The sequence below is a fragment of the Nocardioides sp. NPDC059952 genome (assembly GCF_042730435.1).
Lineage (GTDB): Bacteria > Actinomycetota > Actinomycetes > Propionibacteriales > Nocardioidaceae > Nocardioides.
Genome location: NZ_JBHWLY010000010.1, coordinates 45,208 through 65,752 on the forward strand (window position 1 = coordinate 45,208; position 20,545 = coordinate 65,752).

18 protein-coding genes are annotated in these 20,545 nt (G+C 65.4%); 9 read left to right on the plus strand and 9 right to left on the minus strand.

Annotation, left to right across the window (positions count from 1 at the left end; all coding sequences use genetic code 11):
• Positions 1-19: 19 nt before the first annotated feature.
• A complete protein-coding gene (locus ACFV9G_RS07040) occupies positions 20-919 on the plus strand; it encodes an AraC family transcriptional regulator (protein ID WP_378726181.1) in 900 nt (299 codons plus the stop codon).
• Between the two features lie 38 nt (positions 920-957).
• Here the strand turns inward: ACFV9G_RS07040 and ACFV9G_RS07045 are convergent, their stop codons facing one another.
• From ACFV9G_RS07045 to ACFV9G_RS07065, 5 genes are all read right to left on the minus strand, one after another.
• Positions 958-1,374: an agglutinin cell wall attachment protein gene (locus tag ACFV9G_RS07045; protein WP_378726183.1), complete on the minus strand. Its 417-nt coding sequence runs from the start codon at positions 1,372-1,374 to the stop codon at positions 958-960.
• A 31-nt stretch (positions 1,375-1,405) separates the two neighbouring features.
• Positions 1,406-3,661, minus strand: a complete 2,256-nt coding sequence (locus ACFV9G_RS07050; RefSeq protein ID WP_378726185.1) for a DNA/RNA non-specific endonuclease — start codon at positions 3,659-3,661, stop codon at positions 1,406-1,408.
• A gap of 141 nt (positions 3,662-3,802) precedes the next feature.
• A complete protein-coding gene (locus ACFV9G_RS07055; RefSeq protein WP_378726187.1) occupies positions 3,803-4,285 on the minus strand; it encodes a TrmO family methyltransferase in 483 nt (160 codons plus the stop codon).
• Positions 4,286-4,357: 72 nt separating this feature from the next.
• The gene (locus ACFV9G_RS07060) at positions 4,358-5,317 is read right to left on the minus strand and encodes an FAD-dependent oxidoreductase (protein WP_378726189.1); all 960 of its coding nucleotides are present in this window, start codon (positions 5,315-5,317) and stop codon (positions 4,358-4,360) included.
• 30 nt (positions 5,318-5,347) lie between these two features.
• A complete protein-coding gene (locus ACFV9G_RS07065) occupies positions 5,348-6,757 on the minus strand; it encodes a carph-isopro domain-containing protein (protein ID WP_378726191.1) in 1,410 nt (469 codons plus the stop codon).
• 382 nt (positions 6,758-7,139) lie between these two features.
• Between ACFV9G_RS07065 and ACFV9G_RS07070 the strand changes: the two genes are divergently transcribed.
• Together ACFV9G_RS07070 and ACFV9G_RS07075 are read left to right on the plus strand one after the other, a co-directional pair.
• Positions 7,140-7,877: a TetR/AcrR family transcriptional regulator gene (locus tag ACFV9G_RS07070; RefSeq protein ID WP_378726193.1), complete on the plus strand. Its 738-nt coding sequence runs from the start codon at positions 7,140-7,142 to the stop codon at positions 7,875-7,877.
• 443 nt (positions 7,878-8,320) lie between these two features.
• A complete protein-coding gene (locus ACFV9G_RS07075; protein ID WP_378726195.1) occupies positions 8,321-9,301 on the plus strand; it encodes a hypothetical protein in 981 nt (326 codons plus the stop codon).
• A gap of 361 nt (positions 9,302-9,662) precedes the next feature.
• On the opposite strand, the gene ACFV9G_RS07080 is transcribed toward ACFV9G_RS07075, so the two are convergent.
• Both ACFV9G_RS07080 and ACFV9G_RS07085 read right to left on the minus strand, forming a co-directional pair.
• Complete coding sequence (locus ACFV9G_RS07080) at positions 9,663-12,626, minus strand: DUF3427 domain-containing protein (protein ID WP_378726196.1); 2,964 nt, start codon at positions 12,624-12,626, stop codon at positions 9,663-9,665.
• A complete protein-coding gene (locus ACFV9G_RS07085; RefSeq protein ID WP_378726198.1) occupies positions 12,569-12,967 on the minus strand; it encodes a (deoxy)nucleoside triphosphate pyrophosphohydrolase in 399 nt (132 codons plus the stop codon). The genes ACFV9G_RS07080 and ACFV9G_RS07085 overlap by 58 nt, the downstream gene beginning before the upstream one ends.
• A gap of 121 nt (positions 12,968-13,088) precedes the next feature.
• On the opposite strand from ACFV9G_RS07085, the gene ACFV9G_RS07090 reads away from it, so the two are divergent.
• From ACFV9G_RS07090 to ACFV9G_RS07115, 6 genes are all read left to right on the plus strand, one after another.
• Entirely contained in the window at positions 13,089-14,111 is a 1,023-nt protein-coding gene (locus ACFV9G_RS07090; RefSeq protein ID WP_378726200.1) for a LacI family DNA-binding transcriptional regulator, read from the plus strand.
• A gap of 252 nt (positions 14,112-14,363) precedes the next feature.
• Complete coding sequence (locus ACFV9G_RS07095; RefSeq protein ID WP_378726202.1) at positions 14,364-15,899, plus strand: alpha-N-arabinofuranosidase; 1,536 nt, start codon at positions 14,364-14,366, stop codon at positions 15,897-15,899.
• A 46-nt stretch (positions 15,900-15,945) separates the two neighbouring features.
• Positions 15,946-16,743, plus strand: a complete 798-nt coding sequence (locus ACFV9G_RS07100) for a helix-turn-helix domain-containing protein (protein ID WP_378726204.1) — start codon at positions 15,946-15,948, stop codon at positions 16,741-16,743.
• A 398-nt stretch (positions 16,744-17,141) separates the two neighbouring features.
• Complete coding sequence (locus ACFV9G_RS07105; RefSeq protein ID WP_378726206.1) at positions 17,142-17,687, plus strand: hypothetical protein; 546 nt, start codon at positions 17,142-17,144, stop codon at positions 17,685-17,687.
• Positions 17,684-18,316, plus strand: a complete 633-nt coding sequence (locus ACFV9G_RS07110; RefSeq protein WP_378726209.1) for a nucleoside/nucleotide kinase family protein — start codon at positions 17,684-17,686, stop codon at positions 18,314-18,316. The genes ACFV9G_RS07105 and ACFV9G_RS07110 overlap by 4 nt, the downstream gene beginning before the upstream one ends.
• A gap of 228 nt (positions 18,317-18,544) precedes the next feature.
• Positions 18,545-18,979, plus strand: coding sequence for a hypothetical protein (locus tag ACFV9G_RS07115; RefSeq protein WP_378726211.1), 435 nt, complete (start codon positions 18,545-18,547; stop codon positions 18,977-18,979).
• A gap of 13 nt (positions 18,980-18,992) precedes the next feature.
• On the opposite strand, the gene ACFV9G_RS07120 is transcribed toward ACFV9G_RS07115, so the two are convergent.
• A complete protein-coding gene (locus tag ACFV9G_RS07120; RefSeq protein WP_378726213.1) occupies positions 18,993-19,775 on the minus strand; it encodes a hypothetical protein in 783 nt (260 codons plus the stop codon).
• Positions 19,772-20,521, minus strand: a complete 750-nt coding sequence (locus ACFV9G_RS07125) for a helix-turn-helix domain-containing protein (protein ID WP_378726215.1) — start codon at positions 20,519-20,521, stop codon at positions 19,772-19,774. Before ACFV9G_RS07125 ends, ACFV9G_RS07120 begins: the two co-directional genes overlap by 4 nt.
• Positions 20,522-20,545 lie beyond the last annotated feature (24 nt).

Sequence of the window (20,545 nt, forward strand, 5' to 3'; positions counted from 1 at the left end):
GGGACGTTCTTCGGATTCGGTGCAAGCACGCGCGCGTGCCGTACGCACCGTGCGTGCCGACGGCACTCCGGTCTATGCCTGGGACCAAGGCGTCGGCGTACCTCCAGTCAGAGTCGTCCCGCTCGATCCCGACTGCGACGGCGAGCACCTGCCTCCCGACAACCGCCACGCCCACGACTTCTGGGTGCTGGCCTATGTCGAGCGCGGCGGAGGCGCCGTCGGGCTCGACGGAAAGCAGGTGGCGTTGCGCGACGGCGAGGTCCACGCGGTCGCTCCCGGCGAGGTCGTGGCCGCCGAGTCGCTCGCCGAGCTCAACCACGCCCGTGCCTGGTCGGTGGCGTTCACCCCCGACGCCATCCCCTCCCTCGCCTCCATCTCCCCGCTCACCTGGGCCCACCACCCGCTGCTCGCCCTCTTCGCCGCCGACGGCCGCCGCGCGCTCGTACCGGAGGCCGAGCGCCCGCGCTGGCAGGCGCTGTTGGCTGATCTCGCTGATGAGCTACGCCACCCCGACCGCCTCGGCGCCCACGACGCCGTCACCGCGCTCCTCACGAACCTCCTGGTGGCGTCGGCCCGCCTGGCCCCGAGCGCCCCCATCGCCCCCGACCCGCTGGTCAGTCGCGTCTTCGACGAGATCGAGAGGACGTACGCCACCAAGGTCTCCGCCGGCGACCTGGCCCGCTCCCTGGGCTACACCCCCGGCCACCTCACCACCGTCGTCCGTCAACGCACCGGCCGCACCCTCCTCGACTGGCTCACCGAGCGCCGCCTCACCGAAGCCCGCCGCCTCCTCCGCGAAACCGACCTCCCCCTCTCGGTCATCTCCACCCGCACCGGCCTCACCGACCCCGGATACCTCGTACGCCGCTTCAAGTCCCGCTACGGCACCACCCCCGACCGCTGGCGCCGGGAGGCGTGAACCAGCCAGGATGCGTGGGTCGGGGCACCAGTGGCGCGCTACTTCGCCTGACGACGCGCTTCGTCCAACCGCTGCTGCATCCACAACGGGATGTTCTGTGACTCGCGAGGAAAGTCCTCAAGGTCGAGCCCATATATGCCGGGATTGAGCGGCTCTTGCCAGGAGGGTTCGTCGTCGTAGTTGAAGCTGGTGCGCCCGGACCAATCGCCCAAGTTGTTCTCGATCGTCCATTCCAGTGACAACCAGGTGCCGCCACCCGGCGTGTACATCACTTTCCGGAGTTCCTTGAGCAATTTGGAGACAGCCCTGGGGGCGAGGGCCTTCTCAGTTGCGCCGTTCGGACGATGAACGATGAGTTCCTGTTCTGCGTACATCGAAACCGCGCGCCGTCGGAGAACAACGGAAGTCCACTCGCCCTCAACCCGCTCCGGAATCATCGGGCCGATCTGGGCCATGAGTTCTCCCTGGCGCTCCAGACCTGACCGTTCAGAGTCGGGGTGGTCTGACATTCTCGAACTCCTTCTCGTCTGCGACGCCGTCGATGCTGTACTCAACGGTGATCGTGGTTGGTACGGGCCCATCGTCGTCGTAGTCAACGTACAGACTGAACGACACGTCGTGGCCGCCGTCGATGGCATCTCTGAGGTCCGACTCCAGTTTGTAGAAGTTGTTCGGGATGCTGCCGTACTCCGGCGAGCCAGACCGGTTGAGCTCCTGGAGCATCGCAACGATGTTGATGCGCTCGCGGCCACCGCCAGCGTAGTTGGCGATGAGGTGGCCGCCGTCGTAGCCGGAACCACCTTGCTTTCCTACGTCGGCCTGGATATGCCCAGAGCGTGGTGCATCCCGCCGGGCCATGTGTGGGTCATGGGCCTCGATGGTCCGCGACCCGGTATCCGTGATGAACACATGTCGGTCGCTGACCGCATAGGTGACGTTCGGCGCCGGGGAGTTCAGATCTGGGTTGGGACGGGAGGCATCGCCGTACACAGTCTCCGCGTAGAGAAGTTGGCCCTCTTCGTCGGTGTAATAGGTTCCACGGCCCGGAACCTCATAGGCGGTGTTCGGCTCCAAGGCGAAGCCATTGCCGGGGAACGATGTACGCGGCCCGAGTTCCGGTCCCTGGGTACGCCTGCTGGCACCTGGTCGCGGCCACCGCTCTTGGATCGGGCTGACCTCGGACACCGCTAACCCAGCAGCACCGCTTGGCAAGGTGGAAGCAGGCGTGGACGGCTGCGTGGGGGTGGGTGACGAAGGTGGTGGCGCCGAGAGATCCGCCGGAAGTCCCGAGGCCGCAGGAGGTGAAGGCGAGATGGCAGCAGGAGGTGCGTGCAACTCCGGATCGCGGTAGGTAGCGGCCTGGCGACGCCATCCGGTGGCCATCCCCCAGGCGAACCCGGCAGCACCCCAGATGTGACCGACCCCGTAGGCAGCGGGACGCGTGAAGCGCCAGGCGATATAGGTGAGGACGGCACAGACGGCGAGTTTGAGCGCGTAATGAACCTGGGCGCTGGTCAGGACTTCGCTGAAGAACCGGAGCAGGCATAGAGCCACGACGAAGTAGATCGGCCCCATGACCAGAGGGCCGATCACGCGGTGCAGCCAACCCACGGCGAGGTCGCGTGTGCGGTCGAACATGAACAGGATCCCGGCGGCTGGTGCGAACGGGACGATGAGGCGGATGAGCACGAACGCGAGCAGGATCGCCAACCCAGCGATCAGCAGATAGCCGCAGGTCACGAGAACCGCGACCAGGTTGACCAGACCGGCGGTGGCGCGCTGACCCCAGTGCTCACCTTTGAAGTACTCGTACGCGACCGAGTCCTCGCGGTCGATCTGATCGGCGATCGTCTTGAACGAGTCCTGCTTCTCCTCGACGATCTCCTTGCCCTCACCTTCGGGATCGGACCGGTAGGTCTCGTACTCGTCGAAGGTGAAGTGGGTCGCCCGGAACAGTTCTGGCCCGTATTCGCGGGCCGTGGCGGAGTCGGCATCGCCCACGGCGCCGGTGAGCCAGGTGCGGTATTGGGTGGAGCGTACGACCTCGTCCATCTGGCCGTTGATCGCAGCCACCGCGGGATCCTCGCCGGGCGCTGGGTGGTCCTCGAACCCGGTTGCAATCAGCGTGACCGCGTTGCGTACGCCGTCATCGACCAAGCGGACCGACTCGGCGGGGTAGGAGATCAGCAGGGACGTCCCAAGAAGTACGACACCAGCCCACGCCACGGCGGTGGCAGATCCGGCGATGTGTCCGGTGCGTGCGCGCCAGATCGCGGTCGCGGCGACGAGGAGCACGGCGATGGTGATCCATGGGCGCCAGACACCTTCGGTGACTGCCCGGGTGGCGTCCACGACCGGGTTGTCGAGGGCCTGAATCGGAGAGTCTGGATCGACGACGGCAGCCAGCAGGGCGTGGGTCCAGTTCGGGATCGTGCCGGAGATCTGGAGCAGGATGTTCCCGATCGCCGTCCCTGCTCCGGAGACGAACTGGCCGGTGCACCCGTTGTCGTAGGTCCATAGCTGCGGGGTAGTGCCGTAGGTCGACTCCAAGGTCACGCCGTCGTCCTCGAATGGATCGGCATCCTGTGGGCTCTCGCCGAGCTGGACGATCCACGACCCCGCCCCGTGCGGGGACGCGGGGATGGGAGCCTCGTCGTTGTTGCACGCGAGATCGACCGCGCCTGCCGGCGAACTGGCCACGACCGACCCGATGACGACGAAGGTCAGGGCAAGCAGCGCCACGAGCAGACGCGACCACCCGCCCTGTCGGCGTACTCGAAGTGGTGCCCGACCACCCAACTCCATGTCCCCCGATGCTCCCGAAACCGAACAGCAGTTTCACCCACGAAGCCTAGGGTTGCCACCGTTTACCGAGTTGGCAGGCTAGGCCTCGGTCGATGGGGCGAAGTAGTCGCCGAGCATCTCGGTGACCCAGGCCGGCTGGTGAGTCTCTCCGCTTGTGCCGAACTCGGCGAACCAGGGCTTCACGTCGAGAACCGGAGTGCCGTCGACGGCGTCGAGGTCTTCGACGTGGAGGTCGAGTCCATCGACCTTGATGAGCTTGCAGCGGGAGATGCCGAGCCAGTTGCGGCGGCGCATGTTGCGGTGGCCGAGGTTGCCGACCTCGGGCCAGGCCGGGTTCTCGCGGGCGCGACGTAGGCCGAGGTTGAGGTCGGTCTGGTCGGTGAGGTGGAAGAAGAAGACGACCTCGAGGTGGGAGAACTCCTCCAGACCCTGGGTTGCCTCGACCGGGTATAGGTCGGGGTCGACGCGGATGATCGCCTGGGTGCCGCCCCAGTAGTCGTCGGTCGGCTCGGTGCGGCCGCCGACGACCTGGGCGATCGGGGTCATGGGGATGGGTTCCACGAGTAAACCTTGTCTGTTGGTGTTCAGCCTGTTGCGATGTGCGCGGCGGCGCGCTGGTCGTTCGGGTACGCGTTAGCCGCTCGCTGATTTCCCGAGAAGTTGCTGAACCTGTTCGGCGCATCCCCAGGAAAGGGTTACGCCGGCACCTCCGTGGCCGTAGTTGTGGATGACCACGGCGCCGTTCAACTGCTCAGCTTCGACCCGTACCTGGGGGCGCGTCGGGCGCAATCCGATCCGATGCTCGATAACGGCGGCTGATGCTAGGCGTGGTTCTACGGCGATGCAGCGTTCGAGGATTCGATCGGCGGCCACGGGGTCTGGAGCTGTGTCAGAGGAGCCGTCGATCGCGGTTCCGCCCAGGACTACGACGTCACCCTGGGGGTAGATGCACAGAAGGTCGCTCGACGTGCCTGTGTCTTCTGAAAAGAACTCGGTCAGGCCGGGGTTCGCCACGACCACGTGCTGTCCGCGAATCGGGTAAAGGGCGGTGTCGCCAGCCAGCGTAGATGCTCCCAGGCCGGAGCAATTGACAATCACCTCGGCGTCGGTGATCGAGGTCAGCGTTGGTACGCGCCGCTTGTCGATGGCGACCCCGGCAGCTCGGGCACGTTCCAAGAGGTAATGAAGGTACGTTGGCATATCGATTAGTGGGACGCTGAACCGATAGCCAGAGCGGAATCCGTTGGGAAGCAGATCAGCGCCGACGGCCTCGAAACCTGGCAGAGAACGTGCCCAGTCAGGTGCTTCCTCATGATGTCGGCTCGCCTCGATGCCGCTGCTCACCCCGACGCCGGTAGCTGCGTCCGATGCCAGTTCGCGGAAGAGCTCAAGCGAACGCTGGCTCCATGTGTCCACCAACGCTTTGGGCTCAACGAGGTACGGCCCCCACATCGCGCCTGCGGCCAGAGATGTCCGACCTGGGATCTCGTCAGCGACAACCCGGACCGGCTGGCCGGCCTCGGCCAGGATCACCGCCGTGGTCAGCCCCGCTACGCCTGCGCCGATGACGGTCACACGCTCGTCAGGGTGCATGGACCCAACGTATCGAGTCGGGTGGTGGGCTCACGTGAGAACGGACAGCGCGGAGTCCAGCTTCGGTAGGAACGTGGCGACGTGAGGGTTGCGCTGACGCCGGCGGAGGTCGCGAGAAAGGTTCTTGAGAACGCCGACGCTCCGAGGGGACCGCACCGATGTCAGGCGTGAGACAGCCTGGTCTCCGACCAGGCACGCCTGTTCCAGTTCACCGCGCGTGCTGTGGCCTAGGGCCAGCCAGGCGCCTTCGAACAAGGCGCGTCTGTCGCTGGAGCCGCCGAATTGAGCGTTGTGTGCGCCAGTCTCAAGCAAGCTGATCCCGTCGCGAAGCAACCGCGTGGACGATGTTGTACGGGACGTCGACCGCCCAAGCTGCAGCATGGCGTATCCGGCCTGGCACTCAAGATGGTTCTCGGTCAAGAAGTACATCCACCGCGGTGCATCGTGGTTCGCGGCGACGGTGATCGTCTCGCGGGCTTTGTATGCTGACCGGCGGAAGGCATCTTCCTCGCTACCGGCGGCGTAGGCGTAGGCGAGACGCGACAGCACCGATGCTTTCACCGATGGGGAGGCGTGGCGTGCCGCTCGCTCGGCTGCTTCGCCCAGGGAGATCGCGTCGGTGGGGCGCTCGCGGGAGGCCGCCTGGAAGGCGAGGTCGGCCAGAATGTGGGCACACAGGGCTTGGTCATCGACTTGGTGAGCGGCGCGCAGCGCGGTGGCGAAGTAGCGCTGAGCCAGACCGTGCTCGGCGGCGTCGAACGCCATCCACCCGGCGAGTTGACCGATCTCGGCGAGGGCTTGGAGGAGACGCTTCCGTGACGGCTTCGGGTATCCGCCTTCGTGCAGGAGGAGACCGATCGAGCGGAACTGTGCGCTCACGTAGGACAGATGGTGGCCACCACCATGCTTGTCGTCGAGTGCCTGTAGCAGAGGCAGGTTCTGCTCGACCTGGTCGACTAGCGGGTCGCCCAGACCGGTCGACGAGGTCGTGACCATCACTCCCGGCGCAGCCGTGCCATCCAGGTACTGCGACACGATCGCCGTGAGGCCCGCACCTGATATCGCGAGAAAGCGCCTCCGGTCGAGGAGCCCGCCGCGGACCCAGTCGTCCACTATGTCCTCCAGGCCTGTCATGGTCCACGGTCGATCGAGGCCGCGGCCAGCCGCGAGCGCGGGGGCAACATCGCTTGCCTTGCCCTGCCAGAGCTCCGCGACCGACACCAATCGGCCAAGTTCTTGTGACAGCAGGTGAGCCGTCAGTGCTGGAAGCGGTGCACGAGGGGTCGTGCCCTTGTCGCGCCAATGGTAGGGAGCGGACTCGGCGGTCGTGCCGGGTCCGAACTCGTGGTTGAGGCGGCGAGCCAGCGTCTTCGGGCTCCACCCGAGCTCTTCGAGGGCAGCAGTTAGAACGGCATTCGGCTGTTCAGACCGGACACCCATCCGTCGTCCCCCAACTGTGTTCCAGCATCGTTGATGCCCATTATGGGCTCATCGAGTCCCGCGCGCAGGAGCAGCGACGCGAAGTTGACCGAGTTGACCCGTTGATCGCCTGTCGAATGGCAACGGTTCTCGGGTGTGCTTGTCGGGTGTCTTCAGGACTCCAACAAACGCCGAAATCGATGGGGATGACTCGGATGTCGCCGATCGCTATATCGAACCCGTTGTCCACGAATGGAGCCATGTGTCGTCAATGGATCCCGTATCGCGTCCCGCGGCTGCCGCACGCTCATACCTGCGACCGTCCGCACGATCATAGTGAAGCTGAGCGGCACCACTGCCCGTTGTGCGAGTGCTTGTGGCCGAAGCCAGTCGGTGAGGATTCGTGAGCGCGTCAGCGGCGGTCGAGGGCGGGCGCGCGCGTCCAGGCCGACCGCGGCACATTCCTGTGTTGAAGTCGTCTTCTGTCGCGCCGCGTGACCAGATCCTCCAGGCCTCGGCCAGCTTGTTCACGTCGAAGGGCTTCGCTGCCACCTCTACTCGCGAGATCGCCGAAGCAGTAGGCATTCGGCAGGCTTCGCTTTACTACCATTTCGCGGGCAAGGACGAGATCCTCGCAGCCTTGCTCGGTGCCACGGTCCGTCCTAGCCAGGACAAGGTCGCGCAGATCGAGGCCGACGTTTCGCCGGAATGTCCCGAAGCTGCCTTGTTCCTGCTCGCGCTCATCGATGTGCACACTCTGGCGAACGCGCCCCACAACGTCGGCATGCTCGCGCTGTTGCCTGATGTCGTCTCCGCTAACGACGGCGAGGTCTACGCCGAATTTCAAGAAGAACGCAGGAAGCTGGCCTCCTCCTACGCGACCTTTGGGACTCGACTCGCAGAGCAACACAACGCACCGACATCCGGTGAAGCGCTGGGTGCGATGCTGATCCAGCAGGTCGAAGGGATCATCACGCTCCGTGCCGACGGAATCGCCGTCGACGAACTGCGGGCCAAGCAGATCGCTGCTGGCTGTCTGTGTCTCTGCGGCTGCGGCCGCGACCGGATCATCATGGCCCAGCAGGTTGCCGAGGACTTTCTCTCGCAACACCTCCACATGGACGCGCCAGGTATCTTGTGAAGTGCGGGCGTCCACCGAACAGGCCCGATGGTGGCGTCATGTTTGCACTCCGATGTGCGCGTCGTGCATGACTGTGAGGCGATCTCTGCGGTGTCACGGTCGGGAGTCATGTTCTGCCTGACCTTGTCCCAGTCTCAGGCGGAGGTAGAGGCAGTCGTGTGCACAAGGTCAACCTCCTCGCTATCGCCTCTGTCAATATTTGGGCGCGCTCTCGGTGTGTCGAGGAGGAGTTCGAGAAAGTCAGGCATTCGGCATCAGAGGGATGCCATGATGTCATCATGGCGACCGACGACACAGAAAGCCGGGCGTCGTGGATGGACAACGACGGGGCACGAGAGCGCGTCAGGAAGTTGATAGTGGACTCGGGTGTCCCACTTGAGGCACGAATCTCGAGGTTGTGTCGCAGGTTTGTCGACCTTCATGACGGGGCTGACGGGTGCATCTTGACCACTCAACCGCTGATCTACGGCGCAGATATCGAGCAGCCCCTTCGCGAACTGGACCAACTTGTCTCCTTCTATCAAGAGATCGAAGTGAGTGACCGTCTTGGCGTTCAACTAATCTTGCACGTTCCGGTCGAAGCCAAGGCTCGGCGAGAAATCGAGCTCTTCGGATTGGAGGTCAGTGGAGAAGATGTGCATCCTGGAGCACTCCCGATCGTAGGCGGGCTCGGCGGCAGCAACTTCGTGCGAGAGCACGTCGCATCCATGCTTCCGGCCCATATGCGCGGCGCTCATATTCAGCGCATTGCAGCCGTCAAGTTCAAGGGTGGCGCACCACAGTCAGTATTCGAGGAAAATCTCGTCTATAAGTCGGCGGCCGCACTGTACGATTTCATCCTGGAGTCGGCGGACAGCGAAGAAGACGATTGGGCCGCTCAGGCAATCGGGCAAACGGAGTTGCTCGAAGATTTCGAGAGATATATTGAGATCAAGAACTTCGCTGCTGAATACGTCGCACTGAATTGGGCAATGAACCTGCCTTGCGAAAGCGTCATGGACTACGCCGAAGCGGTCACAGACGGAAAGCCTGTATACCGGATGATCGAAATCTATTGCCCCGTCGTTTGCATTGATAGCCCGATGCATGAAGTAGACATCGACGATACTGGTGCGATCGCGAACTTTGAATCGTGCGATACGCTCATTACGTCAGCTCGAATATCGGGTTGGCGGACGGGCTCCGGAAGAATTATTTCGGTGCGCGGGCCGGAGGCAATCACAACGGTTGCGTCATTGCCTGGGCTTGAAGCGATGCTCCCTAGTCTCCTTGACCTGTTCTCGGCTGTCAGGCAGAAGTTTCTTTCCCTCGGTCCCGAGCAAGCTGATCGAGCGATCCTCGAGCATGATTTCCTGCGAGCGGTTCATCAGCGCTATGTCAAGGTTGATAAATATCGTTCTGACTTAGACTTGGGCTACTTCTGAGGGGCGCACATAGATCCGGTCAACTACACGTTGCCCGTCGGGCAGAGGCTCACCTGAACATCGTCATCACCGCCCTCGCGATCCCCTCACTGTCTTAAGGTCCGGGATCAGCATCAGGAGGTGCATCCAACTTCTACGCCGCGCTGAACGAGGGGCCACCATCAGCGTCGCTGGTCTACCCTTACAGCCCAGCCGCAGATCGCGATCGGTGTCCGATAACTCCTCCATCGTGTGATCCACTAAACCTATACAACTCAAGCCTGAGATAGGCGCCGACCCTGTCTATTGTCGCGGGACCGATCGCCCCAATATGAGACCTACGTATCTCCAGCGCCGGCGCATGCGAGAAGGCCGTCAGCAACTATTCCGCTGTGAGGGTTGGGTGGAAGTAGTCGTAGAGAGCTGAGTCGATGGGTTCGGCGAAGCGCAAGCGAATGCGTACGACATCGAGGGGCTTACCGCTGCTGTCGGGCATGGTGGTCTGTTCGGCGGCCGAGGAGGTTGCCTGGCCGAGGTAGTAGAAGTCCGAGCCTTCGGCGTCGTCCTTCTTCACGAAGACGTGGATGTCGACCTCGTTGTCGACGATGGCGCGGACCTCGTCGCTCTTCAGAGTTCGTCGGCTCCGGGTGAACCACTGGACCGTCGACGGATCGAGAAGTGCGTCCTCGTAGGCGGTGCTGGCGTCGACGTCGTCCGACTTGTGCAGCGTGATGAAGATCGGGCAGGCCCTGGTGGCTCGGTCGACCTTGTAGCCGTAGAGAGTTGAGGTCCAGCTGCGTGGCCAGGTGAGAAGGCGGGTCGCGTCCTTGCGCCCATACTGACGAGCACTGGTGAACGGCCGGTCGGCAACATAACGCGACGAGACCACGTCGGCTCCGGTGCTGAGGAGGTCGTCGACTGCTTCGGCGAAGGGCGAGGACTCCAAGTACGCCTCCAGGACCTTGTCGACGAGAGAGACGTCGTCGCCGGAGACGACTACGATCCCGGCGCCGAGCCGGTTGCGGTCGGCCTCCGAATGGCGCTCCAGCGTGAGGGTGTCGATCGCGCTGTCGACGTGCCGCGAGCCCGACGGCAGACCTGCTTCGCGGAATGCGTCTGCGATTGCGGCCTTGGTGACGGATCCGTCGGCAAACAGTATCTTGACCAGCACAAATTCGTGCAGTCGCTTCGCTGTCATCACCTCGCTGGACAGCAAGGTGAGGGCCAGGTCTTCGATGTCCGAGAGCCCAGTTGGCTCCTTGTAGAAGTGACTCAGCAGCGCCGGATAGTTTCGCTTCGTCGTCGCCAGGAGAACCGGATCGGTCGACTCGAACTTCACGAAGTCGTGAAGCAGCGGCATGCGGCCGAGACGGTTTCGCTGGACGTCGATCGCCTTCTTCAGATTCTGCAGACTGTCGAGCTTGGTCGCGGCGATCGAGCGCAGCACGCGCTCCTGAGAGATCTTGTCGAAGCGCACGCTCGACAAGCCGGGGAGGACGCCTTCCTCCTCGGCTGCGATCAGCTTCTGCCGCAGAGACTCCTTGTTGAGGCTCTCGTCGCCGAAGAGGGCGATCGGGATCAGATAGTTGTTGGCGTAGTTGCCGATGAAGTCGATGACCACCAGGTAGTCCTTGCCCGGCGCCTTGCGGAGTCCACGGCCGAGTTGCTGCACGAACACGATCGCCGACTCGGTCTGGCGCAGCATGATGACCTGGTTGATGCAGGGGATGTCGACGCCTTCGTTGAAGACATCGACGGTCAGGATGTAGTCGAGGCGTCCAGCTTCGAGCTCGTCGACCATCTCCTCGCGGTGGGTGATCGAGTCATCGCCGGTGAGCGCGATCGTCCGCAGGTGCTGACCGCGAAGCTCGGTCTCGTTGAGCGCTGTAGAGAGCGCTCTGGCCTCAGCCTTGCTGCTGCAGAAGATCAGGCCGTGCGGAGCGACTCCGGCTTGGCCGTACGTGTCGATCGCCTTCACCAGGTGGTCGACTCGCTCGGGCGAGATCAGTCGGTTGAGGTCGGCGTCGCCGGTAACGGTCTTGCCATCGTCGTACGTGACGTCTGCGATGCCGTAGTAGTGGAACGGGCTGAGCATGCCCTCTTCGAGAGCGTGGTTGAGGCGGATCTCGTAGGGCACGTTGTAGTCGAAGAGCTCGAAGACGTTGACTCCGTCCGTACGCTCCGGGGTTGCTGTCAGGCCGAGCAGGAACTCCGGCTTGAAGTGATCCATGACCTGCCGATATGACGACGAGGCCGCGCGGTGGGCCTCGTCGACAATCACATAGTCGAAAGCATTCGGGGCGAAGCCGGCGAGGACCCCAGATCGGGACAGGGTCTGCACGGTGGCGAACACGTAGCGCCGATCGCCTTGGCGGAAGTTGCCGGTGAGCTTGCCGTAGTTACCGTCCGGCCCGCCGAGAACGCGACGGTACTCCTCGATCGTCCGATCGAGGATCTGCTCGCGGTGCACAACGAACAGCAGCCGAACTGGGTTGACGGCGCGCACGTCGAGAGCCGACAGGATCGTCTTTCCCGTCCCGGTAGCGGAGATCACGATCGCCTTGTCGTTGCCTGCAGCGCGGACGCCAGCGATCGACTCCAGCGCTATCTGCTGCATCTGGTTCGGGGTGATGGCTACCGGGATGTCCGGCTCACTCGGCTGTCCCGGTTCTGGGGCATGCGCTGTCCGCCGCGGTGGCGGGACGTACCTCTTCGCGTATTCCTCCACCCAGGCGGGATCCAGCGGTGTGGACTCTTCGATCTGCTGTGTGGCGAGGTCATGGAACTGGGTCGAAAGGTCGCTGTTCTTGCTCGCGGAGACCTTGAGGTTCCACTCATGGTTCTTGAAGAGCGCGCCGTCGGTGAGATTCGCGCTGCCAACCATTGCGGTGACTCCGCTGTCACGCGTAAAGATGTAGCCCTTCGGGTGGAACGCCGAGGCCGGGTGGAAACGGACGTCCACGTTGTGCTGACGCAGGTTGAGCAGCTCGGCGAAGGCGGTCGGCGGGTTGAAGCCGAGGTAGTCCGCGGTGACGATCGTGCCCTTGCCCTCGAAGTCGACAATGTCCTGCTTGAGGCGGGCGATCGCGCCCGGCGTCACAAATGCGACTGAGAAGAAGAATTCGTCACAGTGGCGCAGTTCGTCGCGGATGGTGCGGAAGACCGAGGTGCGGTCGGTGTTGAGCACGACGCTCGGGTTCAGGTTTTTCGGCGCCTTCGTGTCTTTGTCGACGTACCCGAACTGTACGTCCGCTTCGAACTCGCCATCGGACGAGACCCAGTCAACCCTCACGCAGCAAGGTCCTTCTGAATGAGCTCGACGGCCGGCACGTCCGCAGGCGCCCACTCCAGAGAGTCCAGCTCGCCCGGCTTCAGCCACCGCACCTCAGAGTGGTCGGTCAGCTTCGGCGTACCTGAAATGAGGCGGCAGTAGAACGTCGTCAACGTGACGATCCCGAAGTCGTAGTCGTACGTCGTCGTCGTCACCTCGTCGCCGACCTCGATCTCGCAGGCCAGTTCCTCATCGATTTCACGGGCGAGAGCTTGGCGGGGCGTCTCACCAGGCTCGATCTTCCCGCCCGGAAACTCCCACATTCCGGGTAAAGAACCTGGCCCTCGGCGGGCACACAGGATCGTGCCCTCCGGGTCGACGATCACCGCCCCGACAACGTTGATCTGCTTCTTCACTTCGGTCCCTTCGTTGATCGCTCAGCAGCTTAGGGTCCTTGCAGGCCGAGCCACAGCACCTTTGCGGGATGTCCGAACCTGGCGGCCGACGGGTGGGGCACCGTTCATCTACGCTGACCACATGACCAGGGGGCCGCGGCGGGCGACGGTGAAGGATGTCGCGGCGCTGGCGGGGGTGTCGCCGAAGACGGTGTCGAACGTGATGAACGAGACGGTGTTCGTGCGTCCCGACACCCGCGAGAAGGTGCTGGCGGCGATGGCGGAGCTGGACTTCGTACCGAACCTGAGTGCCCGGAGCCTGCGGAGTGGGCGGTCGGGGGTGATCGCGCTAGCGCTGCCGGATCTGGCGACGGCGTTCTCGGCGGACATGGTGCACCGGGTGGTGCAGGCGGCGCACGAGCGGGGGATGGCGGTCCAGATCGAGGAGACGGCCGCGGAGCCGAAGCGGGAGCACGATCTTGTCTCGCGTGCGCGGGAGCACCAGGTCGACGGGCTGATCCTCAACCCGATCCGGCTCCAGGACAGCATCATCGCCCACGACGACCATCTGCCGCCGGTGGTGCTGATCGGGGAGGTCGAGCAGCACAAGGTCGACCGGGTGCTGATCGACAGCCGGCAGGCGGGGTACGAGGTGGCGGCACATCTCCTGGACCGAGGAGCGCGACGAATTGCCGTCCTGGGTGGCGAGACCGGCGCACGAGATGCCACGGCTACCAGCGTGCAGCGGCTCGAGGGCTACCACCGGGCGCTCCGCGAGTACGCCGTCGAACCTGACGCGAGCCTCGAGATCGACGTCGAGGAGTGGTCCATGAGGGGTGGCGCCGAGGCGGCCGAAGAGCTGCTGGGCCGCGGCGTCGAGTTCGACGCGATCATGGCGTTCACCGACTCGATCGCGTTCGGTGCGACGCACGTGCTCCAGGAGCACGGGCTCGAGGTGCCCCGGGACGTACTGGTCACCGGGTTCGACGACGTCGAGCACGCGCGGTTCATGAACCCGTCGCTGACCACCGTCGCGCTGGACCGGCGCGCGTTCGCAGAGGCGGCGGTCGATCTGCTGCTGACCAGGATCGATGACCGTACGTCCCCGCCGCGCGCGGTGGCGATCCCGCACGAGCTGGTCGTCCGGGCGAGCACTACGCGGTAGCTAGTGGGCGGTCCGGCGGCCGCGTGCGATCCACGCGCCGACGAGGATGCCCAGCAGGTAGCCGATACCCGCGCCGATGAGGAGCGTCGTGCTCATCGGGAGAGTGGCTTTCGGGACGTCATGGTTTCCATTGGCCCTCGTGATCGCGGCGTGATCGATGGGCGTCGAGAGGGATCCACCGAATAGGGGAGAAGGAGACCCTTGCCAACGTTATTACAACGATGTAATCGTGTGCGCAACGCTAGGAGACCTATGACCCGCGCACGGATCACCATCGACCGCGACTTCACCATCGCCGACGTACCTCGTCGTCTCTTCGGCTCGTTCGTCGAGCACATGGGGAGGTGCGTCTACACCGGCATCTACGAACCGGGCCACTCGGCGGCCGACGACCGTGGCTACCGCAAGGACGTGCTCGAGCTCGTCCGGGAGCTGGGGCCGACGGTGGTGCGCTACCCCGGGGGAAACTTCGTCTCCGGCTATCGCTGGGAGGACGGGATCGGGCCTCGTGCGGATCGGCCGCGGCGCATCGACGGCGCCTGGCACACGATCGAGACCAACGAGTTCGGGCTGCACGAGTTCATGGGCTGGGCCCGCGAGGCCGACGTCGAGGTGATGGAGGCGATCAACCTCGGTACGCGTGGGGTCGAGGAGGCGCGGGCGCTGGTCGAGTACGCGAACCATCCCGGCGGGACGTACTGGTCGGATCTTCGGCGGAAGAACGGAGCCGAGGAGCCCTTCGACATCAAGCTGTGGTGCCTGGGCAACGAGCTCGACGGGCCGTGGCAGATCGGCCACAAGACGGCTCATGAATATGGTCGGCTGGCCCAGGAGACGGCCAAGGCGATGAAGCTCGTCGACGACTCGATCGAGCTGGTCGCGGTCGGCTCCTCGAACCGCTACATGGAGACCTTCGGGACCTGGGAGCACACGGTCCTGACCCACGCGTACGACGAGATCGACTACATCTCGATGCACGAGTACTACCAGGAGCGCTCCGGCGACGCCGCCTCGTTCCTCGCCGAGGCCGTCGGGATGGACGCCTTCATCGACGGCGTCGTCGCGACCATCGACGCGGTCAAGGCCGCCGGCAAGCACACCAAGCAGGTCGACATCTCCTTCGACGAGTGGAACGTCTGGTACGCCGAGGGCCTCGACTCCGCCGACCAGCTCCACCAGGTGAAGAAGGAGTGGCGCGAGCACCCGCGGCTGATCGAGGACACCTACTCGGTCACGGACGCCGTGGTGGTCGGGTCGTTGCTCAATTCGCTTCTTCGTCATGGTGACCGCGTACGCATCGCCAACCAGGCGCAGCTGGTCAACGTCATCGCCCCGATCCGCTCGGAGGAGGGCGGGCCCGCCTGGCGGCAGACGATCTTCTGGCCGTTCGCCCGGATGGCTTCGCTGGCCCGCGGGCAGATCCTCCGGCTCGCCGTCTCCGCCGACCAGATCGCCACCGAGAAGTTCGGCGACGTCGACGTCATCGACGCTGCTGCGACCTGGTCGGAGGCCGACGGCCGCGTCGCGCTCTTCGTTGCCAACCGAGGGCTCTCGGAGGCCTCGGAAGTCACCGTCGATCTGCGTGGGCTCGGGGTGTCGGGCGTGGTCAATGCCGAGGTGCTCACCATCCCCGAGGGTGGTGACCGGCACACGTCCAACGTCGAGTCCGCTCCCGACGCCGTCGGGCTGGTGCCGCTTCGCGGGGTCGGGGTTCAGGACGGTGCCGTGCACCTGAGCCTGCCGCCGCTGTCCTGGGCGGTCGTGGAGCTCGAGGTCACCATGGCGTGAACGAACGGTGTTGCAGATCGGCAACACCGGGCGTAGTTTCGTACGCATGGAAGGGACCCTCGCCCAGCGGCTGCGCACCGCGCGGATGATGAACGCGTTGTCCGCGCGCCAGGTCGCAGCGCTGGCGGGGGTCTCCCCGTCGACCGTCACCCGGGTCGAGTCGGGAAAGATGAACCCGACGTACGACGTGGTGCTCAAGCTGCTCGACGCGGTCGGGCTCGACGAGCGGATCGACCCGGTCGCCGATCCTCTCGCCGTGGCCACGGCGCGCTGGATCCTCGGGGTCGGGGAGGAGCCGCCTGACGTCGACTACTGGATCAACCGGTGGATCCTGACCGGGACGTTGAAGATGGACGGCGTCGGTGACGTCACCGTCCCTGACCTGCAGACCTTCGCCTACCGGGCCGGTCGTGCGGCGGCGCTGACCTGGCGACCGAAAGTGGTCAGGGTGCGTCAGGACCGCAGCTGGGACGAGGTTGCGGCGGGCCTCGCGAGGGCCGATCTGGTCTGGGCAGCAACAGGCGACCGCGCTGCCAATCGGCTGGCGCCGATCGCGACGGAGGCATACCCATGCTTTTACGTCGACGACGTGAAGTGCGCGATCGATGCGCTGGGGTTCACCTACAAGGCGCCTGAGGAGTGGGGGGAGCCGATCACTCTCCTCCCCTTCGACGGGTTCAGCGAGGACGGACGTTGGCGGGACGACGACGGGATCTGGTACGCAGCGCCGTGGCAGGTCGTCCTCGACTGTTACGGCGGCTCAGATCGGATGCCTGAGCAGGCGGACGAGCTTCTCGAGCTCATGCTGGCTCCTTCGGAGGATGAGGTGGCCGCCAGTGCGTGAGACGGAGCGGTTCACCATCCGACCACCCGCGGTGGCGCCGACGCCGCCCTCTGTGCGGACCGGTGGCTCGGTCTATTCCGGGCCAGAGGCGTTGCTGATCGAGAGCAGGTCCGCGTTGTGCGCTGCCATGGACGCCCTGGCGGTTCATCGAGACGCGTTGACACTGGCTGGCGCGCGCGGTTCACGAACGGGCCAGGGCGATCGGTCTCCGTGCGCGCGAGACGAAGGACGGAGACCTTGCCCTCACCCCAGACCTGGTCGCGGACTCGCCACTGATCGAGAGCGCCATGCGCGCTGCGGGGTTCAGAACCCTTGCCGAGCTCGAAGCTGAGATCCGTCAGCGAGACGCGAACCCACGCCGTAGGTTCGCGGCTCAGCCGGGCCTGTGGGGAATGGGGATGACCGCGGACGGCACTGCGATCGGCGAGGTCGATCTGCTCGTTCCGACCTCGATCGCCGGCGGTGGCCGACGGTCGGCACGCGCGCTCAAGCAGCACGGCAGACAGGCGACCAGGCACACGTCAGGACTCGAGCTCGTCGTCCTGGACCGATCCATGATGCCCATCGAGAACTTTGCCGACGGCTCGGTGCGGGAAGCCTGGGTCGCGGGCCATGCTGGACTGCTCTGCGCCAAGGCATACAAGTTGGGCGAACGGATCCGCGAGCGGGATCAGAATGGTCGAGACCGAGTACGCGCCAAGGACGCGGTCGACGTCTGGCGTCTGCTTGCGACGTGCGACGGGACCGAGGTGCGGGAAGTCTTCGAACGGCACGCCGATGACTCACAGAGCGGGCAAGCGATCCGGGTCGGATTGGAACATCTGCGAACGATCATCGGGGACGGTCACATCGGGCTGCTTGCCGTCGCAGATCTTGCAGGGACGGTTCCGGAGAGCGACGTCTCGACTGTCGTTGCCGAGTGGTTCGAGGCATTCGAGGGATGAATCTGTCGGGCGAGGCCCTCGCTGCGTTGGCGGAGAGGGTGCGCAGAAAGGCAGGCGATCGCCTCGTGCTCGGGATCGTCGGGCCGCCGGGAGCGGGGAAGTCGACGCTGGCCGAGCGGCTTCGAGACCAACTCAACGAGTCCGGGGACGTCGCGGTCGTCGCGCCGATGGACGGTTTCCACCGGAGCAACGGCGACCTGGACGCGATAGGTGCGCGGGCACGGAAGGGAGAGCCGGAAACCTTCGACGCCGAGAGGTATGTGGAGGCGTTGCGACAGGTGCGGGGCCGGGAGCGAGTCGAGTGGCCTACGTTCAGCCGGGTCATCGACGAGCCGGTGCCTGGAGGGGTCGTGATCGATGGCGAGTCGATCGTGATCACCGAGGGCAACTACCTGCTGCTGGACGAGGGGCCGTGGAAGGACGTACGCGGCCTGCTGGATGAGGCCTGGTTCGTCGATGTCCCGGACGAGATCCTGGTGCCCAGGTTGCTCGAGCGGTTCCTCGCCGGCGGGAGGTCGCGGGAGAAGGCGGAGGCGAAGATCACGCGGAGCGATCTGCGGAATGCCGCTCTGGTGCGGGCGACGCGGGATCGAGCGGATCTCGTCCTCGGTGGCTTCGTGTCGGGCTAAGGTCTGACGGCCTTGGCCAATATCCCCGGGAGTACGTGAACGATGAGTGATGCCCGGCATCGGCGCCGACAGAAGCGGCAGAGGAACCTGAAGCGTGGGTCTTCCCGGAGAGTTGTACGCGAGGTTCGTCGAGCCAGGGGACTCCAGTCGATGTCGGGGACGTGGGAGGGCTGGCCCGATTGGCTCCGCTATTCGTTAGGGGGCGCGGCCATCGTCGGAGGGTTGCTCGTGCTCCTCCCCGCCGGCGAGTGGCTCGACGTCCAGGGTGACACGAAAGAACGGGCCGAGGTTGTCGCGGTGCGTGCACACCCCGGAACCGACTACTGCCATACGCGGACCGATGGAACCAGACCAAACCGTTCAATCACCTGGCACTCCCTGAATCCTCCGGACGGCATGGATGAGACCTTCGTCCAGATCGAAGGATGCTTCGTCCCGGACGTCGGTGAGACCTTCACCGTCTATCGGGTCGGAGGTGAGCCCGGGAGCGTTCGGGTGCGTGTGAACCCGGCGGACTCGATCGGGGAGGTCCTTCAATGGGCGGGATTCGGCGCAGGTGCCGGCGTGTTTGTCGGGATCCTCTATCTCGGCATCGACCGGGCTCAAGACCGATTCGCCAATTGGCGCGGGAACCATCCGGGCCGACGGTGGATCAAGCGCTGAGCGGCACGTCTGATCAGGCCTCGGACGCGGCGCAGTCGATCAGGAACGACATCAGCTCGGTGGCGTCGTCGGTGGTGACGAGGGTGTCGAGGGCGTGGTCGAGCTCGAGGCGCCGGGAGTGCGGGACGACGACGGCGTCGAAGCCGTTCGAGATCAGGATGCCGGTCATCATCAGCAGGGCGGTGCGCTTGTTGCCGCCGGCGTAGAACCGGGTCCGGGCGGCGGAGCAGAAGTAGATCAGCGCCTGGAGCCGTGGGTCGTCGGTCTCGGCAAGGCGCTCCTGCAGGGTGGTGAAGCGGGTTCGGAGCAGCTCCCTGCCGTCGCGGCGCAGGGTGCCCTCGCCGCGGAACCGTCCGGCGTCGGGCGTCTCGTGGCGGGCGACGATGCGGTTGAGGCGGTCGGACGTCGATTTGTCGATATGGAACCTGCCGTAGCCGACCAAGTCGCGGAGCGCGCCGTACGCCTCGCTGAGCGCCAGCACCTGCCGCTCCTCCCCGGCCGGGCGGTCGCCGACGGTGACGCCGGCGAGGAGGGTGCGGACCTCGGGAAGGGTGAAGCTGTTGCCCTCGAGGCTCGCGGCGTGCCAGACCAGCTCGGGCAGGTTCGCGCGGAACCGGCGCCAGGCGCTCTCGGTGTCGCTCGGGAGCATGCGGGCGGTGTCGACCTCGGTCCACCAGACGCCGGTGTCGCGTACCTGGTCGTCGCGGTCCGCGACCTCGCGGTAGGAGTCGTCTGTGGTCGACTTGCGGGCGGCGTACGTCTCGGGGTCGGGCGCCCAGCGGGGCTGTTTCGTCACCACGTCCGGATCTCCTCGCGGGCGCGGTCCGCGGCGTCGCCGCCGACCGAGATGGCGTCGATGGCGATCTGGATCGGGGCGGCGTAGACCACCTGGTCACGTTCGAACGCGCCGAGGAACAGGTCGGGTTCGGCGGCGGCGACGACCACGGTGGAGCGGTGCGCGGCGGACGCGGGGCGGAGTGTGCCACCGGCGAGAGAGGCCTGGACCGCGCTCGGGTCCTCGCACCACAGGACCGAGATCCGGGGTACGGCCTCGTCGAAGGACGGCAGGTCCAGGCCGGCCGCTCCGGAGAGCGCCCAGCGCCCGCCCGAGGCGTCGCCGACAGAGGCGAGCCGCCCGATGGTGGCCTCACCCGCCAGGAGAACGGCATCCGGACGGTCGAGAAGACCGGAGGCGCGTGCCGCCTCCTCGATGATCTGGACCGGGTCGCCGTCGGCCCAGGCGTCGAGCCGGCCGGCCCAGCGCTCGACGTCGGGGTCCACCTCGGCGGGATACAGCGGATCGAGAATTGCTCGCGCCCCCGCTGCTGCTGCCGGCGCCGCCAGCGGAGACGCACTCATCGCCAGGCCGACGCCACACGCCGTGGTGATGTTGTCGAGCGTGTCGACGGACGGGCTGACCACGCCGTTGACGATCCGATGGACCGTCGAGGCGGAGACGCCGGCGCGCGCGGCCACCTGGCGAGCGCTGAGGCCCGAGCGCTCGATGCACTCCGCGACGAGCCGCCCGACCGCCTGTTCCATATATGCAACGCTAGGCCGCGATGT